Origin of the sequence: Collinsella sp. TF06-26, from assembly GCF_002232035.1 — a bacterium.
In the GTDB taxonomy this organism is placed as follows: domain Bacteria; phylum Actinomycetota; class Coriobacteriia; order Coriobacteriales; family Coriobacteriaceae; genus Collinsella.
The window spans coordinates 156,318-175,634 of record NZ_NKXR01000002.1 but is presented as its reverse complement, the minus strand read 5'-3'; the positions used below and the strand labels follow the sequence as shown (position 1 = coordinate 175,634).

At 59.8% G+C, this 19,317-nt stretch carries 15 protein-coding genes; 11 read left to right on the top strand and 4 right to left on the bottom strand.

Annotated features, from left to right (window positions below; translation table 11 throughout):
* Positions 1-207 precede the first annotated feature (207 nt).
* The 7 genes from CHY22_RS02375 (at position 208) to CHY22_RS02345 (ending at position 8,919) form a co-directional block, all read left to right on the top strand.
* Positions 208-2,457, top strand: a complete 2,250-nt coding sequence (locus CHY22_RS02375) for a DEAD/DEAH box helicase (protein ID WP_089572197.1) — start codon at positions 208-210, stop codon at positions 2,455-2,457.
* Positions 2,458-2,908: 451 nt separating this feature from the next.
* Positions 2,909-3,421 carry a PTS glucose transporter subunit IIA gene (locus CHY22_RS02370; RefSeq protein ID WP_158548948.1) on the top strand — a complete coding sequence of 171 codons (513 nt, stop codon included), beginning with the start codon at positions 2,909-2,911 and terminating at the stop codon, positions 3,419-3,421.
* Positions 3,422-3,439: 18 nt separating this feature from the next.
* Positions 3,440-4,294: a PRD domain-containing protein gene (locus CHY22_RS02365; RefSeq protein WP_233502374.1), complete on the top strand. Its 855-nt coding sequence runs from the start codon at positions 3,440-3,442 to the stop codon at positions 4,292-4,294.
* A gap of 99 nt (positions 4,295-4,393) precedes the next feature.
* Positions 4,394-6,010 (top strand): PTS transporter subunit EIIC, encoded by a 1,617-nt coding sequence (locus CHY22_RS02360; protein ID WP_089572192.1) that lies wholly within the window; start codon positions 4,394-4,396, stop codon positions 6,008-6,010.
* Between the two features lie 3 nt (positions 6,011-6,013).
* Complete coding sequence (locus tag CHY22_RS02355) at positions 6,014-7,396, top strand: 6-phospho-alpha-glucosidase (protein WP_089572190.1); 1,383 nt, start codon at positions 6,014-6,016, stop codon at positions 7,394-7,396.
* 319 nt (positions 7,397-7,715) lie between these two features.
* The gene (locus CHY22_RS02350) at positions 7,716-7,919 is read left to right on the top strand and encodes a hypothetical protein (protein WP_089572188.1); all 204 of its coding nucleotides are present in this window, start codon (positions 7,716-7,718) and stop codon (positions 7,917-7,919) included.
* Between the two features lie 88 nt (positions 7,920-8,007).
* Positions 8,008-8,919 (top strand): type II CAAX endopeptidase family protein, encoded by a 912-nt coding sequence (locus CHY22_RS02345; protein ID WP_118449910.1) that lies wholly within the window; start codon positions 8,008-8,010, stop codon positions 8,917-8,919.
* On the opposite strand, the gene CHY22_RS02340 is transcribed toward CHY22_RS02345, so the two are convergent.
* Positions 8,916-11,057, bottom strand: coding sequence for a YgiQ family radical SAM protein (locus CHY22_RS02340; RefSeq protein WP_233502363.1), 2,142 nt, complete (start codon positions 11,055-11,057; stop codon positions 8,916-8,918). The genes CHY22_RS02345 and CHY22_RS02340 overlap by 4 nt on opposite strands.
* 267 nt (positions 11,058-11,324) lie before the next feature.
* Between CHY22_RS02340 and CHY22_RS02335 the strand changes: the two genes are divergently transcribed.
* Positions 11,325-12,041 (top strand): YoaK family protein, encoded by a 717-nt coding sequence (locus tag CHY22_RS02335; protein ID WP_089572184.1) that lies wholly within the window; start codon positions 11,325-11,327, stop codon positions 12,039-12,041.
* 121 nt (positions 12,042-12,162) lie between these two features.
* Here CHY22_RS02335 and CHY22_RS02330 read toward each other — a convergent pair whose 3' ends face one another.
* Entirely contained in the window at positions 12,163-12,699 is a 537-nt protein-coding gene (locus CHY22_RS02330) for a hypothetical protein (RefSeq protein ID WP_117639794.1), read from the bottom strand.
* A 415-nt stretch (positions 12,700-13,114) separates the two neighbouring features.
* Between CHY22_RS02330 and fucO the strand changes: the two genes are divergently transcribed.
* The 3 genes from fucO (at position 13,115) to CHY22_RS02315 (ending at position 17,076) form a co-directional block, all read left to right on the top strand.
* Positions 13,115-14,281, top strand: coding sequence for a lactaldehyde reductase (fucO, locus tag CHY22_RS02325; protein ID WP_089572181.1), 1,167 nt, complete (start codon positions 13,115-13,117; stop codon positions 14,279-14,281).
* 264 nt (positions 14,282-14,545) lie between these two features.
* Positions 14,546-15,565, top strand: coding sequence for a M42 family metallopeptidase (locus CHY22_RS02320; protein ID WP_089572259.1), 1,020 nt, complete (start codon positions 14,546-14,548; stop codon positions 15,563-15,565).
* A gap of 161 nt (positions 15,566-15,726) precedes the next feature.
* Complete coding sequence (locus tag CHY22_RS02315) at positions 15,727-17,076, top strand: DNA-binding protein (RefSeq protein WP_143759201.1); 1,350 nt, start codon at positions 15,727-15,729, stop codon at positions 17,074-17,076.
* Positions 17,077-17,084: 8 nt separating this feature from the next.
* Here the strand turns inward: CHY22_RS02315 and mnmA are convergent, their stop codons facing one another.
* Both mnmA and cysK read right to left on the bottom strand, forming a co-directional pair.
* Positions 17,085-18,185, bottom strand: a complete 1,101-nt coding sequence (mnmA, locus tag CHY22_RS02310; protein WP_117633777.1) for a tRNA 2-thiouridine(34) synthase MnmA — start codon at positions 18,183-18,185, stop codon at positions 17,085-17,087.
* 180 nt (positions 18,186-18,365) lie between these two features.
* Positions 18,366-19,304 (bottom strand): cysteine synthase A, encoded by a 939-nt coding sequence (gene cysK / locus CHY22_RS02305; RefSeq protein WP_089572177.1) that lies wholly within the window; start codon positions 19,302-19,304, stop codon positions 18,366-18,368.
* Positions 19,305-19,317: the final 13 nt, after the last annotated feature.

The following is a 19,317-nucleotide window of genomic DNA, read 5'->3' as shown; positions in this document are numbered from 1 at the left end:
GGTATACTAACCCGCGGCGAATCTGCTCCATCGCTTAGGGCCGCTGCGTCTGGACGGCGCGTGATAGGGCTGCCAAAGCGATCGCCAGCGTGCTGAGCAACGTCCTCTCTGTGCGCACCCGTTTTTGTATGTATTAGCGCACTACCAAGCACGCCCGCGCGGCCGCATGCCGTGCCCATTGCGCGTGCAGATAAGGAACAACAACATATGCGTAATTCTGTATCCGACGTCACCGACGCCGAGATCCTGGACGAGACCCGCGAGGCCATGACCCAGGCTGCCTTCGATTCCGCCGATGAGGCCAATGCTGCCCAGGCCGTCGAGTCCGCTACCGAGAGCCTGCCCGCCTTTGACGAGCTGGGCCTTTCTGACGAGATGCTTCGTGCTATCGAGAACCTGGGCTACACGGCGCCGACGCCCGTGCAGGCCGGCTCGATCCCCGTGGTGCTCGAAGGCCGCGACCTGCTTGCCGCCGCTCAGACCGGCACCGGCAAGACGGCCGCCTTTTTGCTGCCGACCATGAACAATCTGGAGCACATCGCTCCGCCCAAGCCTGTGCGCGAGCGCAGCGGCCGCAACCGCCGTCGCGGCGCTAAAAAGCCCGAGGGCAACGGCCGCGGCCCCGTGATGCTCGTCATCACCCCCACGCGCGAGCTTGCCCAGCAGATCGACGAGGTCGCGAGCAAGATCGCCGACGTCACCGGTCATGTCGCCGTGACCGTCGTGGGCGGCGTGAGCTACAAGCCGCAGACCGCTGCCCTCAAGTACGGCTGCGACATCCTAGTCGCCACGCCGGGCCGTCTGGTCGATCTGATCGAGCAGGGCGCCTGCCACCTGGACGAGGTCAAGGTGCTGGTGCTCGACGAGGCCGACCGCATGCTCGACATGGGCTTTTTGCCCGCCGTCCGCCGCATTGTGCGCGAGACGCCGGCCGAGCGCCAGACGCTGCTGTTCTCGGCCACACTTGACGAGGAGGCTGTGGGCGAGATCACCGACCTGGTGAGCGACCCGGCTCGCGTGGAGATCGCACCGGCCACGTCGACCGCCGACACCGTCGACCAGTTTGTGTTCCCGGTGTCCATCGAGGCCAAGAACAACCTGCTGCCCGAGTTCCTCAAAAAGGAAGGCCCGGAGCGCACCATCGTCTTTATGCGTACCAAGCATCGCGCCGACAGCTGCTGCCGTCGTCTGGAGCGTAAGGGCATCAAGGCCGCCGCGATTCACGGCAACCGCAGCCAGGCCCAGCGCGAGCGCGCGCTTTCGGCCTTCCGCGACGGTACCGTCGACGTGTTGGTGGCAACCGACGTGCTTGCCCGCGGCATCGACATTAGCGACGTGCGCTACGTCGTGAACTTTGACGTGCCGGCCGAGCCGACCGACTACATCCACCGCATTGGCCGCACGGGCCGCGCCGGCGAGCTGGGCTGGGCCATTACGTTTGTGACCGAGCAGGACGTCGATGAGTTCTACGAGATTGAGAAGCTCATGGACAAGACCGCCGACATCTACGAGGCCGGCGACCTGCACGTGGGCCCCAATCCACCCGCGGTTGATCCCGAGCGCGACCCTGCGGCCTTTAAGGTGAAGAAGAAGACCAAGCGAGGCAAGTCCAAGAGCAAGAAGAAGCTTGAGCAGGCGCGTCGCGACGGCAAGCGCAACGGCGACGATTACGGTGATGTGGCCGGTCGTTCCAACCGCGGTCGTGACGAGCGTCGCGGCGACGGCGAGCGTCCGAGCCGTCCCAAGCGCGGCGGCAAGACCCGCGTGCGCGAGGGCGTTCAGGCTCGCGTAGACGAGGCTGTTGAGAGCGTGGCCCGCGAGGTAGCTGCCGAGGAGCGCGGCGGTGCCGCTGCCGTCGAGCAGGCCCCGCGCGGTAACCGTGCCGAGCGTCGTGCCAAGCAGTTCCAGGGCGAGGCGCATCGCCGCCGTCGCGAGGACGAGGACCGTGGAGGTCGTCGCCGTGTTGAGCGCGAGGACGAGGGCCGTGGCTCGCGTGGCGGCAAGCGCGGCTCGGGCGACCGTCGTCGTTCCGGTCGCGATGGCGAGCGCGGTGGCCGTGACGAGCGTCGCGGCGGCGAGGGTCGTGGTGAGCGTGGCACCCGCAGCGGTGAGTCCCGTGGCGGCAAGCGCTTTGAAGAGCGCGGTGGCCGCGGTGGCGAGCGTCGCGAGGGTGCTCGCGGCAATGGCGGGCGCAGCGGTGCCGGTCGTTCTGGTGAGCCGCGCGATCGCCGTGATCCGCGTGCCAGCCGCGATCGTCGCGATGACTGGCGCAACTACGACGATACCCGCGAAGAGCGTCGCGGCGGCTACCGTGGTGGTCGCGGCGGCAACCAGGCCGGTTCCCGTGGCGGTCGTGCCGGCGGTCGCGATAACCGTGGCAGCTATGGTAACAATCGTGGCGGCAAGCGCGGCGGTAGCTCCCGTCGCCCCGGTGACGGCGGCGGCAAGCGCAAGTAACACACGCATCGCCCGCTAGAGCGAGGTGAACCAAGGGGCCCCGAGCAGACTATGCTCGGGGCCCTTTTTGGTGCAAAGAGGTCAGGTTAATCTGCACCAACGTCTTGAAGTTGCGGTGGAATACGGACTGTTTTGGCCTTTTGGGCGGCTTTTCAGTCCCTATTTCACCGCAACTCATGATTGGTGCAAAGTTACCTGTCCTCAATGCAGCAAACAAGGAGTGTCCCTAGGTGCTGCCTAAATACCGTTTATCGGAGAAAAAATACCGTTCGCCGGTCATAATGATTGTTCCGGCTTTGGGCTTGTCTACAATAACCCCCGTAAAAAGAAATGCGGAAGGTTACCGAGTCCCCTCGGACGTGGGCCTAACCAAAGTCTTTGATCGCGCGCGTCTCAATGGGCGCATTCGATTGATTTTGGTTGGGCTATATTTATGAAGGGACATGCCACCATGGGTTTCTTTTCTCGCCTGATGGGTGGCTCGGATAAGCAGACGACTGCGGCTTCCGAGTTCGAAATCCTCGCCCCTGTTTCCGGCGAGCTTGTTCATCTAGAAAATACCAAGGACCCCGCTTTTAGCAGCCGTGCAGTGGGCGATGGCGTTGCCGTGGTTCCCCAAGAGGGAACGGTGTGCGCTCCTGTCTCCGGTACCATCGCGGCGCTGTTCCCGACTGAGCACGCGCTGGGCATCATGCCCGACGACAGCTCTGCTCAGGTGATGCTGCATATCGGAATCGATACTGTTAAGCTTGAGGGCAAGGGCTTCCATGCGCTTGTTGCCCAGGGTGACCATGTCGACGCGGGCCAGCCCCTCGTCGAGGTCGATTTCGACGTGGTTCGCGCCGCCGGCTTCGATCCTACGGTCTTCGTTATCGTGTGCGAGCGCTCGGAGAACTCGACTCTTCGTGAGCATGCTTCCGGCCCTGTTGCTGTTAAAGAGCCTGTCGTCTGGCTTTCCGAGTAAATTCTTGTGGTGGGTACCGTGGTTATCAAGCGAGTTTTTAACAATAACGTCGCAATGGTCACTTCGGACGATGGCTCCGAGCTCATTGTCATCGGTCGAGGTCTCTGCTTTGGCCGTCATGCCGGCGACGCTATCGATGAAACATCGGTCGAAAAGACCTATGCGCTGCAGGAGGGTACTTCTCAGGATTCGCGTACGATTGACCGCTTGGCACATCTTTTGGAGTCCATTCCCACCGTCAACCTCGTGATTGCCGAGGACATTGTTCAGATGCTCCGTCGAGAGCTCAATGTTGATATCAACGACAAGATCCTCATTGCTCTCGCAGACCATATCGGCCTTGCTTTGGAGCGCGAGCGCAAGGGCGTCCCCTGTGAGAATCCGTTGCTGCTCGAGATCCAACAGTTCTATCGCAAGGAGTATGCGCTTGCGGGCCGTGCGCTGCAGATTGTCAAGGAGTATATGGGCATCCAGATGAGCGAAGAAGAGCAGGGTTTTATTACGCTGCATATCGTCAACGCCACCATGCCGCAACGCTCCGACCGTCTCATCATCTCGGTCCAGCTTGTTCGCGACGTACTCGCGATTGTTTCCGATCGTTACGCTGCGACCCTCGACGACACCTCGTTGCCCTATGAGCGTTTCGTCCGCCACCTGCAGTTTTTCGCACAGCGGGCGCTTGACCCCGCGGCCGGGCAGATCAATGACGATGCGCTGTTCCGAATCGATGAAACTAAGTATCCGTGCGCGTTCTCGTGCGCGGACGCCATAGCCGCCCACTTGTCGTCTGCCTATAACGTTGTCGTTACCGATGCCGAGAAGAGTTATCTCGCATATCACATTGTTAACCTGCTTGGAGAACCTGGTCTCTAGGCATAACGTGCCCACACATCGATTGATATAAGGCAGGGCTTATGGCCTTGTCCAGGGCACATCTGTCTTAATTTGCGGAAAAGGAAGGGGAGTACCGCTATGACCGCAAAAAAGAAGTTCAATTTCAAAGCGCCGTTGGAGGTGTTCGCGAAGTCGATCGTTCAGCCGATGATGTATCTCTCGGTTGCCGGCATTCTGCTCATCGTGGGCATCATTCTGACCAACAAGACCATCTGCGCCGTGATTCCCGTGCTGGGCTCCGGTCCGTTCCAGCTTGTGGGCGCCGTTGTCTATCAGTCGCTGATGTTTATCATCAACAACCTCTCGATTCTGTTCTGCGTGGGCATCGCCGGCGCCATGGCAAAGAAGAACAAGGGCCATGCTTCGCTGATCGCCCTGATGTCGTTCTTCCTGTTCCTGCAGGCCAATAACATCGTGCTCAACGCCACTGGCTCTCTTGCCGAAGCGAGCGGCATGCTCGGCCTTACCGGAACCGGCCAGAGCACCGTTATGGGCATTCAGGTGCTCGATACCGGCGTGTTTGGCGGCATCATTCTTGGTTGCATCACCGGTGCCGTGTTCAACAAGTACTCGAATAAGCAGTTCCCCATTGCCCTTTCGATGTTCTCGGGCGTTCGCTTTCCGTTCCTGATCATGATCATCATCTCCTGGATCATGGGCGCTGGCTTCTGCATCGTTTGGCCTCCGGTTCAGGGTGCCATCTCCTCCGTTGCCGGCATCATTAAGGAGTCGGGCAACATTGGTCTGTTTATCTACGGCATGCTCAACAAGCTGCTCGTTCCCACCGGTCTGCACCACCTCATCTACACCCCGTTCCAGTTCTCCGATGTGGGCGGCACCCTTACGCTGGGTGATCAGGTTATCGCCGGCGCCTATCCCATCCGTGTCGCCGAGATGGCAATGACGGGCCAGCCCTTCTCCGATAGCACCTACTTCAACAGCTACACCTTCAACAACCTGTGGCCCTACATCGGTATCGGTCTCGCCTTTATCTTCACCGCTTACAAGGGGAACAAGGATAAGACCAAGGCCGTTATCATCCCGCTGATCATCACCGCTGTGCTCTCCTGTGTCACCGAGCCCATGGACTTCCTCTTTGTCTTTGCCGCTCCCGTGCTCTTTGTCGTTCACTCGGTTCTTTCCGGCATCTTCCTGGTCCTGCTCAAGGTCCTCTCCGTGCCCGCTTCGACTGCAGGCGGCATCATCAACATCGTGGTTTCCAACCTGGTCCTCGGTGTCGATAAGACCAACTGGCCGATGATGCTCGTGCTCGGAGTCGTCAACGCCGCTCTGTACTTCTTCCTCTTTACCTTCCTCATTAAGAAGCTCAACCTCCACACGCCTGGTCGCGAGGAGGAGTCCGAGCTCGCCGAGTCCGTTGCCGAGGGCGAGGCCGCCGCGTCTGTCGCGGTGAAGCAGGGCGCTGTTGCCGCGGCTCCCGCAGAGGGCGTCGATGCGGGCATTGCCGACCTGGTCGCAGGTCTTGGCGGCAAGGACAACATCGAGGAGCTCGAGAACTGCTTTACGCGTCTCCGCGTGAACGTTAAGAACCCGGACCTCATCGATGAGAGCCTCATCAACCACGTGCCCAACAGCGGCATCAACCGCAACGGCAACAATATCCAGATCATCTTTGGCATGAAGGTTGCCGAGATGCGCGACAAGGTCGAAAACGCAATTGAGAAGGAGCAGTAAACAATGATCATTACTCTGTGTGGTGGCGGATCCACCTTTACCCCCGGCATCGTCAAGTCCATCGCCCTGCGCAAGGACGAGCTCGACGTTGACGAGATTCGTCTGTACGACATCAACGAGGAGCGCCAGCGCAAGATCGGCGTGCTCGTGGACTGGATTTTGCACGAGGACCTTGGCCTGGACATCAAGCTCACGGTGACCACCGACAAGGAGACGGCTTTTACCGACGCGAGCTTCGTGTTTGCCCAGATGCGCGTGGGCGGCTATGCCATGCGCGAGCAGGACGAGAAGATTCCGCTGCGTCACGGCTGCGTTGGTCAGGAGACCTGCGGCTGCGGCGGCCTTGCCTACGGCATGCGCACCATCTTCCCCATGGTCGAGCTGATCGATGACGTTGAGAAGTACGCCAAGAAGGACTACTGGATTCTCAACTACTCCAACCCCGCTGCCATCGTCTCCGAGGGCTGCCGCGTGCTGCGTCCCAACGCTCGCATCATCAACATCTGCGACATGCCGATCGCGATCATCGACGTGGTTTGCGCCGCACTCGATATCGACAAGAAGGATGTCGAGTACGATTACTTTGGCCTCAACCACTTTGGTTGGTTCACCTCGATTCGCCACAAGGGCGAGGAGGTGCTCCCGCAGCTGCGCGAGTACATCAAGGAGCATGAGATCCTGCTGCCCGATTCGTACCTCAAGGGCATGAGCTCGCTGATGTCCAAGAAGCCCGAGGAAGCCACCGACGAGCACCCCGAGCAGAACCGCCACACCAAGGGCAGCTGGTACTACGTCTGGAAGGGCGAGTACGAGATCATGGAGTGCTTCCCGGAGTACCTGCCCAACACGTACCTGAACTACTACCTGCAGCAGAAGGAGTTCGTCGAGCATTCCAACCCCGAGCGCACTCGTGCAAACGAGGTTGAGGAGACGCGCGAGAAGAACCTCTTTGACGGCATCGACCATTACGAGAAGACGGGCGAGATCGACGAGAGCACGTTCTATGCGGGCAGCCACGGCGACTGGATTGCCGACCTGGCCATCGCTCTGAAGAACGACACCAAGCAGCGCTTCCTGGTCATTTGCGAGAACAAGGGCGCTATCCCCAACATGCCCTACGACGCCATGGTCGAGCTGCCTGCCTACATTGGCAAGAACGGCCCCGAGGTCATCAGCCGCGACAACATTCCGCTGTTCCAGCAGGGTCTTATGATGCAGCAGCTGAACTCCGAGAAGCTCGTGGTCGAGGCCACGATCGAGGGTTCGTACGAGAAGGCGCTCAAGGCCTTTACGCTCAACAAGACCGTGCCTTCGATGAAGGTTGCCAAGGAAGTCCTCGACGACATGATCGAGGCTAACAAGGGTTACTGGCCCGAGCTTAGCTAGAGCTAGAAGGCCGCTGGCGCAAAAGAGTCACTGACGGCACAATTTGAACAATGCCCCGTTCGCGTATTTGCGTGGACGGGGCATTGCCGTTTGGTGAGAAGGGCGACAGGTTCATATGCACCAACTTGGTAGAAATCTACCTTTGGAGTGGAGCAGATGTGGTATTCTATCTGCGGGGTAATACTTAGGAATACCAAGTAATACCAACGCCGCAGAAACAAACTCCGGATGCGGGCCAATCGGGTTGCCTTCACAGCCCGTCGCCCAGCCGCGTGGCCCGCATCTATCCGCACTACCGTCGTTTCAAAAAGGAAGCGCCATGGCAGAACACATGACCCCTGTAGTCGCGAAGGTCTTGCCCGAGGAGAAGGCAGCCTTCGCGGCGGCAACCCAGCTCGTGGGTACCACGCCGTCCAACGCCATCCGCATGTTTATCGCTGCGTTCAATCGCTGCGGCACCTTCCCGTTCGACATCTCGCCCAACGGGGCTTTTGGCACTGCGCCCGATTCTCATCAAGAATGACTGTCCCAAACTGCCGGCACTTGGGGACGTTCCTTTTCTGCCGGCAGTTAAGGAACGTCCCTAAGTGCCGGGTTTTGAGGAGGTTGGCATGCTCAATGCGATGATTTGGGCGCTTGCCTGTTTTGGCGTCGTCGCTGCCGATATTGCCCTGAGCGTCGTTTTGTTCTCCGCCCTTGGCGTCGCATCGGTGTTCATGGGTTTTTCGATCGATGACCTCGACATTCAATTGCTTCAGGCCGTCGCGCAGACGGCATCGTTTTTGATGGCGCTGCTGTGGTGGCGTTATCTTTGGCCGCGTTCATTTATGGCACGCCGGCAAAGCGAGCATCCGCTCGGCGGGGGAGCGCGTGGGGCATGGAAGCGCATCGCCTGCGTTATCGTGATTGGCCTGGCCCTGCAGGTGGTCGTTGGCTACGTGACCGATGCCGTGCTGTCGCTGTTGCCCGATGCTGCGGCCGACTACAGCGAGCTTGTCGAGGAGACGGGCATGGGCGACACCAGCTATCTCGCCGTACTGACTACGGTGCTCGGCGCCCCATTTTGCGAAGAGCTGCTGGTACGCGGCATTATTTTTGAGTTTTCGCTCCGAGCGTTTAATCCGCAGTGCCGCCCACTTTGGAAGCGCCGGCGTCGCGCGAACGCGCAAGACAGCGCCATAGTGCCCTGGGCGGCCCCGAGTACCTGGGGCATCGCCGCGGCGATTGTGCTGCAGGCGGCGATCTTCGGTTTTATGCACATGAATTGGGTGCAGGGTTGCTACGCGGGCGCCGCCGGCCTCATCTTTGGCTGGGTGCTCGTTACGACCGGAAAGCTTCGCTATACGATTCTGCTGCATTTTGCCTTTAACGCCGGGTCGTACCTCATGGGCCTGTTGTGGTTTGTGAACACGCCGCTCGACGTGGCAATCACGGTCGCTATCGCCGGCGTCATCCTCGTTGAGGCAATGCGCTCGCTGCGCCAAGCGTGTGGGATGGACGCAGCGAGCGCATCGCTGCCCTAATTGCGGCGTCCGCCTCCGTTAGCGCCCTGGCGCCCCTGGGCTGCACGGTTGCGGCCTGCGGTGTTCTGCGCACGCGACATGCCGCCGTGACCCTTGCTGCCTTTGGGTCCCTTGCCAGCGCCGCCAACGCCACCGTGGGCCTTGCCGCCCTTCTTGCCGGTGCCATGCCCCCCGCCAGCAGACGTCTCGCCCGGGCGCGGGGGCACGGGGCGAATCAGGCAATGCTTGGTGTAGCCAATCAGATCGCGGCGGCCGGCCTTTTCCAGTGCCTCGCGTACGAGCTTGTAGTTCTCGGGCTTGCGGTATTGGATGAGCGCACGCTGCATGGCCTTCTCGTGCGGGTCGCGTGCCACGTAGATCGGCTGCATGGTGCGTGGGTCCACGCCGGTGTAGTACATGCAGGTCGACATGGTGGACGGGGTGGGGTAGAAGTCCTGCACCTGCTCGGGCATGTAGCCCATGTCGCGCACGGCCTCGGCAAGGTCCACAGCTTCCTTCATCGTCGAGCCGGGGTGGCTCGAGATCAGATACGGCACCACGTACTGCTTGAGTCCGTATTCGCGGTTCAAGCGTTCAAATTTACGACAGAACGCATCGTAGACGGCGCGGCTCGGTTTGCCCATTACGGAGAGCACCGCATCGCTCACGTGCTCGGGTGCCACGCGTAGCTGGCCCGAGACATGGTGCTCCAACAGCTCGCGCAAAAACTCGTCCGAGGCGTCGGCCATGGTGTAGTCAAAGCGGATGCCGCTGCGGACGAAGACCTTTTTGACGCCCGGCAACTGGCGCAGATCGCGCAACAGCTGCGTGTAGCCGCTTTCGTCGACCACCATGTTCTTGCACACGCTCGGCCATAGGCAGCGCTTGTTCTTGCACACGCCGTGCTTGATCTGCTTGTCGCAGGCGGGACGGCTAAAGTTTGCCGTCGGTCCGCCCACGTCGTTGATATAGCCCTTAAACTCGGGATCGCGCGTGAGCAGCTCGGCCTCGCGCATGATCGAGTCGTGGCTGCGCATCTGCAACACGCGGCCCTGGTGGAAGGTGAGGGCGCAAAACGAGCACTCGCCAAAACAGCCGCGGTTGGAACTAATGGAAAACTTGATCTCGGCAAAGGCCGGCACGCCGCCCGCTGCGTCGTAGTCGGGATGCCAATCGCGTGCGTAGGGGAGCTCGGCCACCTCGTCCATCTCGTCTGTGGTGAGCGTCGCCGACGGCGGGTTTTGCACCACATAGACGCTGTTGGGGTAGGGCTCTACCAGGCGATGACCGGTGATGGGGTCCATGTTCTGCTGCTGCACGTTAAAGCTGCGTGCGTAGTTGAGCTTGTCGGCGGCAAGGTCGTCCCAGCTGGGCAGCAGGTCGTAGTCGTAGACCTCGTCGAGCGAGTTGGTGCGGTAGACGGTGCCGTTGATATAAGAAATCTGGTCGACGGGCAGCCCGGCATCGAGCGCGTCGGCGATCTCGACAATCGCGTGCTCGCCCATGCCGTAGATGAGGATGTCGGCGCCCGAGTCGAGCAGTACCGAGCGCTTGAGCTTGTCCTGCCAGTAGTCGTAGTGGGCCAGGCGGCGCAGGCTTGCCTCGATGCCGCCGATGATGATGGGGGTATCCTTAAACGTCTGACGGATGAGGTTGCCGTAGACCGTGACGGCACGATTGGGACGGCGCCCCTCCTCGCCACCAGGGGTATAGGCGTCGGTGTGGCGGCGGTGCTTGGTCACCGAATAGTGGTTGACCATGGAGTCCATGTTGCCGGCGCTGACGAGAAAGCCCAGGCGCGGCTCGCCGAGCACCGTGATGCTGGCGGGGTCGGTCCAGTCGGGCTGGCAGATGATACCCACCTTGTAGCCATGCGCATCGAGCACGCGGCTGATGATGGCCATGCCAAAGCTGGGGTGATCCACATAGGCGTCGCCGCAGATATAGACGAAGTCGCACTGGTCCCAGCCACGCGCATCCATGTCGGCGCGGCTGACGGGGAGGAACTTGTCGCGGCCCGGTCGCCAGGGGCGTGAGGGCGCTGCTGGAGCATGAGTGGTGTGCCCACCCTGCGCCTTGCTGCCGCGCTTTTGCTGCTGGCCCTGTTTGCCCTGCTGACTGCGCTGGTTGTTCTGAGCGTGCTGAGGCTTATTTGCCACGATCCCTCCCGGTGTTTGTATGCTGCACGTAATTGTAACCAGTCTTTTTGGGACGGGGCTAAAAAGACTGGTGGAGTACATGGGCTGGCGGATCGGCGTGTCGATGCGGGTGTGGCGCCGCGCCCGCCGTTTGTTTCCAGACTGTGTATCTGCGCGTTGGGGAGCCCGTCTCGCGCGCACGCCATGTTGTCAATGGGTTACAGTATGAACGGCGGCCATGTCTCCGCCAACGCACGAGAGGGTCGTCAACAAGGAGGCCGCACGACGATGCAGCGTGCCAAGCAGATATCGGAGTCCATCGAGCTGGGCATCATTCTGGCGCTCGCCGGTGGCTTTATGGACGTGTATTCGTACATTGGGCGCGATCATGTTTTCGCCAACGCGCAGACAGGCAACATCTTGTTGGTGGGCGTGAGCATCTCGGAGGGTAATTGGGCGCTCGCGGGACGCTATTTCTTCCCCGTGGTGTCGTTTGCCGTGGGCATTATGCTTGCCGACCTGGTACACGAGCGTTTTGGCAGCGTGATTCACTGGCGCCAGGTGACGGTGTTTTTTGAAGCTGTTATCTTGCTGGGCGTGAGCTTTATCCCGGGCGGCGATTTCAACCTGCTCGCCAACTGCCTTACTTCGTTTGCCTGCGGTATGCAGGTCGAGAGTTTCCGCAAGATTCATGGACACGGCATCGCCACGACCATGTGTATCGGCAACCTCCGTAATGCCTTGCAAAACGTGGACGACTACATCATTACCCATAAGCGTGGCTTTTTGGAAAACGGCCTGCTGTACTTTGGCGTGATCTTTACCTTTGTGTTTGGCGCTGTGTTGGGCAACTGGTGTATTGAGCGCATGGGCCTGCACGCCATCGTCGTGGCGAGCGTGCTGCTGTTTGTCGCGTTTGCCATCATGTTTATCGACCGCGAGCGCGACTTGCGTTTTCGCTGGAAGGTTGCGGCCGAGGCTTGGAAAGAGGGCTGCCGAAAGTAACCGAATGCGGCAAAGGGACAGCCCCTTTGCCGCATTATTTTTCATCTCTATGTAGTACAGCTTCAGGAGCCAGAAAAAACTATCTAGCTCCTGAATGTTGTTACGAACTGCTTTTTGCAATTTATTCGAGATGCTCTTCAATCCGAGCCCTCAGAAGGGCAATGGCTGTGGGTATTCCAATTGCGGCGGCTAATTCGGCTTTATCCAAAACCTGTATGTTAAAGCACGATTGTTTATCACATTGAAGGACGTTAACTGAAGATAGCTTCACTTCCCGTTGACTGAATATATCGTAATCTCCAAATAGGAAGTTACCTTTTATTGTGTAATTCGGTATGTTCGTTACGCACTTCATCTCAAGTCTGTTTAGGCCATAATCGAACACCGCAACTTCCTTGTGTTCGATGATGAGCGCAACCCTGGGCATGTTACTAAAACCACCGTCGACGACAGTAAAGAGCTTTTCATTTGCATCGTCATAAACGGTGTATTTAAGACTCAATAGCTGTCCTAGTGGACCCGTGAACCCATGTCTTTTGATGTTGAGGTTGTCTCCCGCTGGGTTGACGAGAGCCAGAGCATGCGGATAAGGGTTACCTTCAATTGAGATTCGATATTCGTTTGTAGCCGTCTTGCTCGATTTAGGACCAGTAGCCATCACGCGTCATCGCCTCGATCGAATTGGAACCGTCTTCTGCTTCGTGCGGAGAATTACGCTGTATGTTGCAGTACATGCAGCTGCAATAACCGCATGGGCAATTTCTAACAAAATGAATGACACTATTTGCTGCATGCATATTAATTACTATAAAGTATCCTTTTATAAACGTATTGTCAAACATATATTGCTAAAACAGAAACAATTTATAGACTGAGTTGGTCGTATTCTTTGGGCAATTGCTCCTATAATCTAGCCTTCGCTGCAGTCGGGAGGGAAGGACTGGGGCTCCGTTATTATGTTGAAACGCTTTAACACTTTTGACGTTCTCATGAATTTTTTGTTTCAAAAGCGTTAGGATGGGACACATAGCGTGGGGCGTAATGGGCGCCCCGCACACGATGGGAGGCTATCAATGGCTAATCGTTTCGTTCTCAACACCATTTCTTATCATGGTTCTGGCGCCATCAAGGAGATCCCCGGCGAGCTCCAGCGTCGTGGCTACAAGAAGATCTTCGTCTGCTCCGACCCCGACCTGGTCAAGTTTGGCGTTACCGCCAAGGTAACCGACGAGCTCGACGCCGCCGGTATTGCTTGGAGCCTCTACTCCGAGATTAAGCCCAACCCCACCATCCAGAACGTCAAGGACGGCGTCGAGGCCTTTAAGGCCGCCGAGGCTGACGCTATCGTGACCATCGGTGGTGGCTCCTCCATGGACACCGCCAAGGCTATCGGCATCATCATCAACAACCCCGAGTTCGCCGATGTCCGCAGCCTCGAGGGCGTTGCTCCGACTAAGAACCACGCTGTGTTCACCATCGCCGTGCCGACGACCGCCGGTACCGCTGCCGAGGTAACCATCAACTACGTCATCACCGACCCCGAGAAGGTCCGCAAGTTCGTGTGCGTCGACACCAACGACGCCCCTGAGGTCGCCGTCGTCGACCCCGACATGATGGCTTCCATGCCCGCCGGCCTGACCGCTTCCACTGGCATGGACGCTCTGACCCACGCCATCGAGGGCTACACCACCAAGGGCGCTTGGGAGCTCTCCGACATGTTCCACTTTGAGGCTATTAAGCTGATCAGCGAGAACCTGCGCGACTCCGTTGCCGAGGCCAAGTTCGGCCAGCCCGGCTCCGGCCGCGAGGGCATGGCTCTTGGTCAGTATGTCGCCGGCATGGGCTTCTCCAACGTTGGCCTGGGCATCGACCACGCCATGGCTCACACCCTGTCCGCTCACTACGACACTCCGCACGGCGTCGCTTGCGCCATGCTGCTGCCGATCGCCATGGAGTTCAACAAGCCGGTTTGCGCCGAGCGCCTGGCCAAGGTCGCCGTCGCCATGGGCGTTGACACCACGGGCATGAGCACCGACGAGGCCGCCGACGCCGCCATCGCCGCCGTTAAGCAGCTCTCTGCCGACGTGAACATCCCGCACGTCTGCGAGGCCATGAAGGCCGACGAGATCGAGGTCCTGGCCAAGGACGCCATGGCCGACGCCTGCTTCCCGGGTAACCCGCGCGAGGCGACGCTCGACGACGTTATCGAGCTCTTCAAGAAGATCTGCCCGGCTGCTTAACCTGGTTCGGCGGGCCCCGCCCGTTAGCCCCAGAATCGTCCTCGGACATGTCGGAAGCCCCCGCTGCGCACTTCGTGCGGCGGGGGCTTCCTCCGTCCTGCGGAAAGATTGTGGGGCTAACGGGCAGGGGCCTGCCGGCTCGTTATCGTGACGGGCGCAGCTCTGGGGAGCTCGATGGGTTGTCTCTCTGGGTAAATAAATGTGCGTGGTGGTATTGTTGCTGTGGGTTTAATTCGATATGAAAGGGTGACTTTGGTGTCCCAGATGGATTCTACGCTCTCCTATATTGCTGAGCAGTTGAAGGCGCTTACCTCGATTGCTTCGCCTACGGGCTATACCCGTGCGGCGACTGATTATCTAATGGAGACCCTGCGCGATATGGGCTTTGGGCCTGAGCGTTCTAATAAGGGTAACGTGCTGGTTGAACTTGGCGGCGAGGGCGAGCCGCTCGTATTGGCGAGCCATGTCGATACCCTGGGCGCCATGGTGCGCTCCATTAAGGACAATGGTCGCTTGCGTCCCACGACGCTCGGCGGGCACCAGTGGTCTACGGCCGATGGCGAGAACTGCACCGTCTACACGCGTGACGGCAATGTGTATACGGGTGTGGTCCTCAACACCGAGCCTTCGGCGCACGTGGCCGATGAACCGGTCAAGACCATCGAGAAGAACATGGAGATCTTGCTCGACGAGAACGTTGACAGCAAAGACGATGTGCTCGAGCTGGGTATTCAGACGGGCGATATCATCGCTATGGATCCGCGCACCACGGTGACGGAGAGTGGCTACATCAAGAGCCGCTTCCTGGATGACAAGCTGTCGGCGTCGATTCTGCTGGGTTTGGCTCGCGCCGTTGCCGACGGCGAGGTGACCCTCTCGCGTAAGGTGTCGCTGCTCTTTACCGTGTACGAGGAGGTCGGCCACGGCGGTGCCTTTGTGCCGGCCGACACGCGCGAGATGATCAGCGTTGACATGGGCTGCGTGGGCGACGACCTGGGCTGCACCGAGCGCATGGTGTCGATTTGCGCCAAGGATTCGGGCGGTCCGTACAACTACGACCTGGTAACCACGCTGTCCAACATCGCGCGCGAGCTGGAGCTCGATTACGCCATCGATGTGTACCCGCATTACGGTTCCGACGTCGAGGCCACGCTTTCGGCCGGTTACGATATCCGTCACGGCCTGATCGGCCCCGGCGTGTACGCGAGCCACAACTACGAGCGCAGCCACATTGACGGCGTGCGCAACACCTACGAGCTCGTCCGCGCCTACGTGCAGCGCTAGGGGAGCAGCTTGCGACTCGGCTGACCAATCACTAAGGCCCGTTTTTCGGGCCTTTTTTCGCTTTGGGCTGTTTAGTATTATGATGTATGTAATCTATTAACTAAACGTGTAAATTACTTAACGAGGTGATGCGGTGTATGGATACGTCTGAGTACTTATCTATGGGTGATGCCGCCCGCCTGTTGGGCGTTACGAAAGCCCGCATATCGCAACTTGCCGCATCGGGGACGCTTGTGTGCGATATTGTGGGCGGCCGGAAGATGGTCGAGTACAATTCTGCGACCGCCTACCAAAAGGTCCGCAAGCGAGGACGCCGTCCTGCGGCTGATGTGGGACGCAAGTTTACGCTGATGTCGGCCGACCATGAGATCGCGCATGTCTCATTTGATCCGACGCGTGAGTTTCCCTTCGAAATCGCCGAGGTCCTCGATGCGCAACGAATGCCGTTTGGCACATGCTCGAGCTCTTCTCCTACGGTGAATAAACGGGAGCTCAACGTGTGGTGGAGCCATCGGTCGGTGCCTGACGTCCGCCCTGGACTCGTCTCGCGCTATCGTGAACTGGGAATTGCCAATGGCATCGAGGTTCCGGTTCGGTGCCTGGGCTTATCGCTTTCGGATTGTTATTGGCTGCGGCCGGCCGATTGCGTCGAACTCAAATGGCAAAGCATCAATTACTTTGAGAACGAATTTGAGCGATCGGCGCCCGAAGAGCGTTCGGGTTGGCTGGAAGGCATCGGTCTAAAAAATCCGGATAACACGTCCGAGGGCGAGCTCCCTAAATCGTGGATGATCCGAAACGGCATTCGCGTTTTGGCTAAAGGGTGCGGGATGGACGATCAGCGTCCCTTTAACGAGGCGGTTGCAACGGCTCTACATCGTCGCTTGCTTTCCAAGGGGGAGTTTGTTCCTTACGCGGTTGAGCGCATATTCGATGGCCCTGTGTGTCTGTGCGACGACTTTCTTGACGGCCGCGAGGAATACGTTCCGGCTGTTTACGTTAAGGGCGTACTTGGTAGTCAGCGGGGAAACTCGACGTACGACCGGTACTGTTGCTACCTCGGCAAGCATGGTGTCGGTGAGGCCGCTGTGAGAAGGTCTATGTCGCAGATGATTGTCTGCGATGCCCTTTTGGCCAACAGCGACCGCCATTGGCGAAACTTCGGCATCATCCGCAATGTCGACACCCTGGAGATAAAACCTGCTCCGCTGTTCGATAGCGGCAACTGCCTGTGGTATAACGTACCAACTGCCGTGCTCGCAGCTGGGGAGTTTGGGTTTTCCGCTAAGCCGTTTGGGCCCGACCCTTCCGTCCAGCTGGCGCTTGCGGACTCGCTCGATTGGTTCGATTCATCGCGGCTCAACGGATTTGTTGATGAGGCGATCGAGATTCTTTCGCAGAGCGAATGGGCCACGGCGGAGGGTCGACTCGAGGCCATCCGCCGCGGCCTCGAGCGTCGCATAATCGAGGTTGGTGCCGCTGTTGAGGTACTTCGACACGTGCAGCGATAAACCCGCGGCTACTTAAGTGCGCCGGTCACGGTGCCGCCGCCCAGGACGATGTCGCCGCGGTATATAACGACAGCCTGGCCGGGGGCGATGGCGCGCTGCGGCTCGTCAAAGGTCAGCAACATTTGCCCGTCTTCGCCGTGCGTAAGGATCGCTGCCTGGTCTTTCTGTCGGTAGCGGTACTTGGCGCCCACGCGGATGCCGCCGGCATCCAGCTCGGCTTCCATGTGGTCGGCAGGGGCGCTCCAAATCCAGTCGTTGGCCGTGAGCGCCGTGGCCGTCAGGTCCTCGGCCTCGCCCAGATGCACGGTGTTGTTGACGGCGTCGACACCCGTTACGTACACGGGATGCGCCATCGCGACGCCCAGGCCTTTGCGCTGGCCGATGGTGTAGCGCAGCGCGCCGTTGTGGCGCCCGACCACGCTGCCGTCGCGCCACACAATGTCGCCCGGTGCAGCGGGATGTCCGCAGCGGCGCTCGATATAGCCCGCGTAGTTACCGTCTGGAATAAAGCAGATATCCTCGCTTTCGGCCTTCTTGGCGTTGATGAAGCCCTGCTCGGCGGCAATCCGGCGCACGTTGCGCTCCTTGTCCAGACCCGCCAGCGGAAAAATCGTGCGCGCCAGACGCTCCTGCGTAAGCGAATACAAAAAGTAACTCTGGTCCTTTTTGGGGTCCTCGCCGCGATGCAGCTGCCAGGTGCCGTCTGCCGCCTGGCTTGTTTTGGCGTAATGGCCCGTGGCGATGTAGTCGCAGCCCATGTCCAGCGCTGCATCGAGCAGCGCGCCAAACTTAATGTGGCGGTTGCAGATAATGCACGGATTGGGCGTCAGCCCCTCCTGGTAGGCGTTCACAAAGCGCTCGATTACGTTACGGTCGAAGGTTTGCTGCAAGTCGAGCACATGGTGGGGAATGCCTATGCGCTCGGCGACGGCCTCTGCGTCGGCGATGTCGCGGTCGACCTTACTCATGCCCGTGGCGGGGTCGGGTGCGGGGCAGGTGAGGCGCATGGTGGCGCCGACACATTCGTAGCCCTGGCTTTTGAGCAGATACGCGGTCACGCTGGAATCGACGCCGCCGCTCATGGCGACGAGCACGCGCTTGTTGTGCATGAGGAGGTTCTCCTTGGTGGCATGTGGCCAAAAAAGAAAAGCGGCGCGGGAGGCTGGTTCCGCGCCGCAGACATTGTAGCAAGTTCGGGCGTCCTGTGGGACACCCTGTTGGGATGAGCTCAGGCTGCCAGAAGAGAGGGGAGACCGGCGTGCCTTGGACTCGTTCTAAGAACGAGAGCTCTAGTCCTGGAAGAGTGCCGTGGACAGGTAGCGCTCGCCGGTGTCGGCGAGCAGCGCCACGATGGTCTTGCCCTCGTTCTCGGGGCGCTTGGCCAGCTGCAGTGCGGCCCACACGGCGGCGCCGGACGAAATGCCCACGAGCACGCCCTCCTTGTGGCCCACGGCGCGGCCGGTGGCAAAGGCGTCGTCGTTCTCGACGGGGATGATCTCGTCGTAGACCTGGGTGTCGAGGACGTCGGGCACAAAGCCGGCACCGATACCCTGGATCTTGTGCGGGCCGGCCTGGCCCTTAGAGAGCACCGGGGAGGTGGCGGGCTCGACGGCGACGACCTGAATCTCGGGGTTTTGCTCCTTGAGGAACTCGCCCACGCCGGTCACGGTGCCGCCGGTGCCGACGCCGGCGACGAAGATGTCGACCTTGCCGTCGGTGTCGTCCCAGATCTCGGGGCCGGTCGTGGCCTTGTGAATGGCCGGGTTCGCGGGGTTCACAAACTGGCCGGCGATGATGCTGTTGGGGGTCTCCTTCTGCAACTCTTCGGCCTTGGCGATAGCGCCCTTCATGCCTTTGGAGCCGTCGGTGAGCACGAGCTGCGCACCGTATGCCTGCATCAGCTTGCGGCGCTCGACGGACATGGTCTCGGGCATGGTGATGATCACCTTGTAGCCGCGGGCGGCCGCCACCGAGGCGATGCCGACGCCGGTGTTGCCGCTCGTGGGCTCGATGATGGTGTAGTCGCCGCCACGCACGAGCTTGCCTGCCTTCTCGGCCTCGTCAATCATGTTCTTGGCGACGCGGTCTTTAACGGATCCGGCGGGGTTGAAGTATTCCAGCTTGACGAGCACGCGGGCCTTGAGGTCCTCATCGGCCTCAAAGTGGGTGAGCTCCAGGAGCGGGGTGTGGCCGATAAGCTGATCGATGGACGTGTAAACCTTGCTCATGATGAACCTCCAA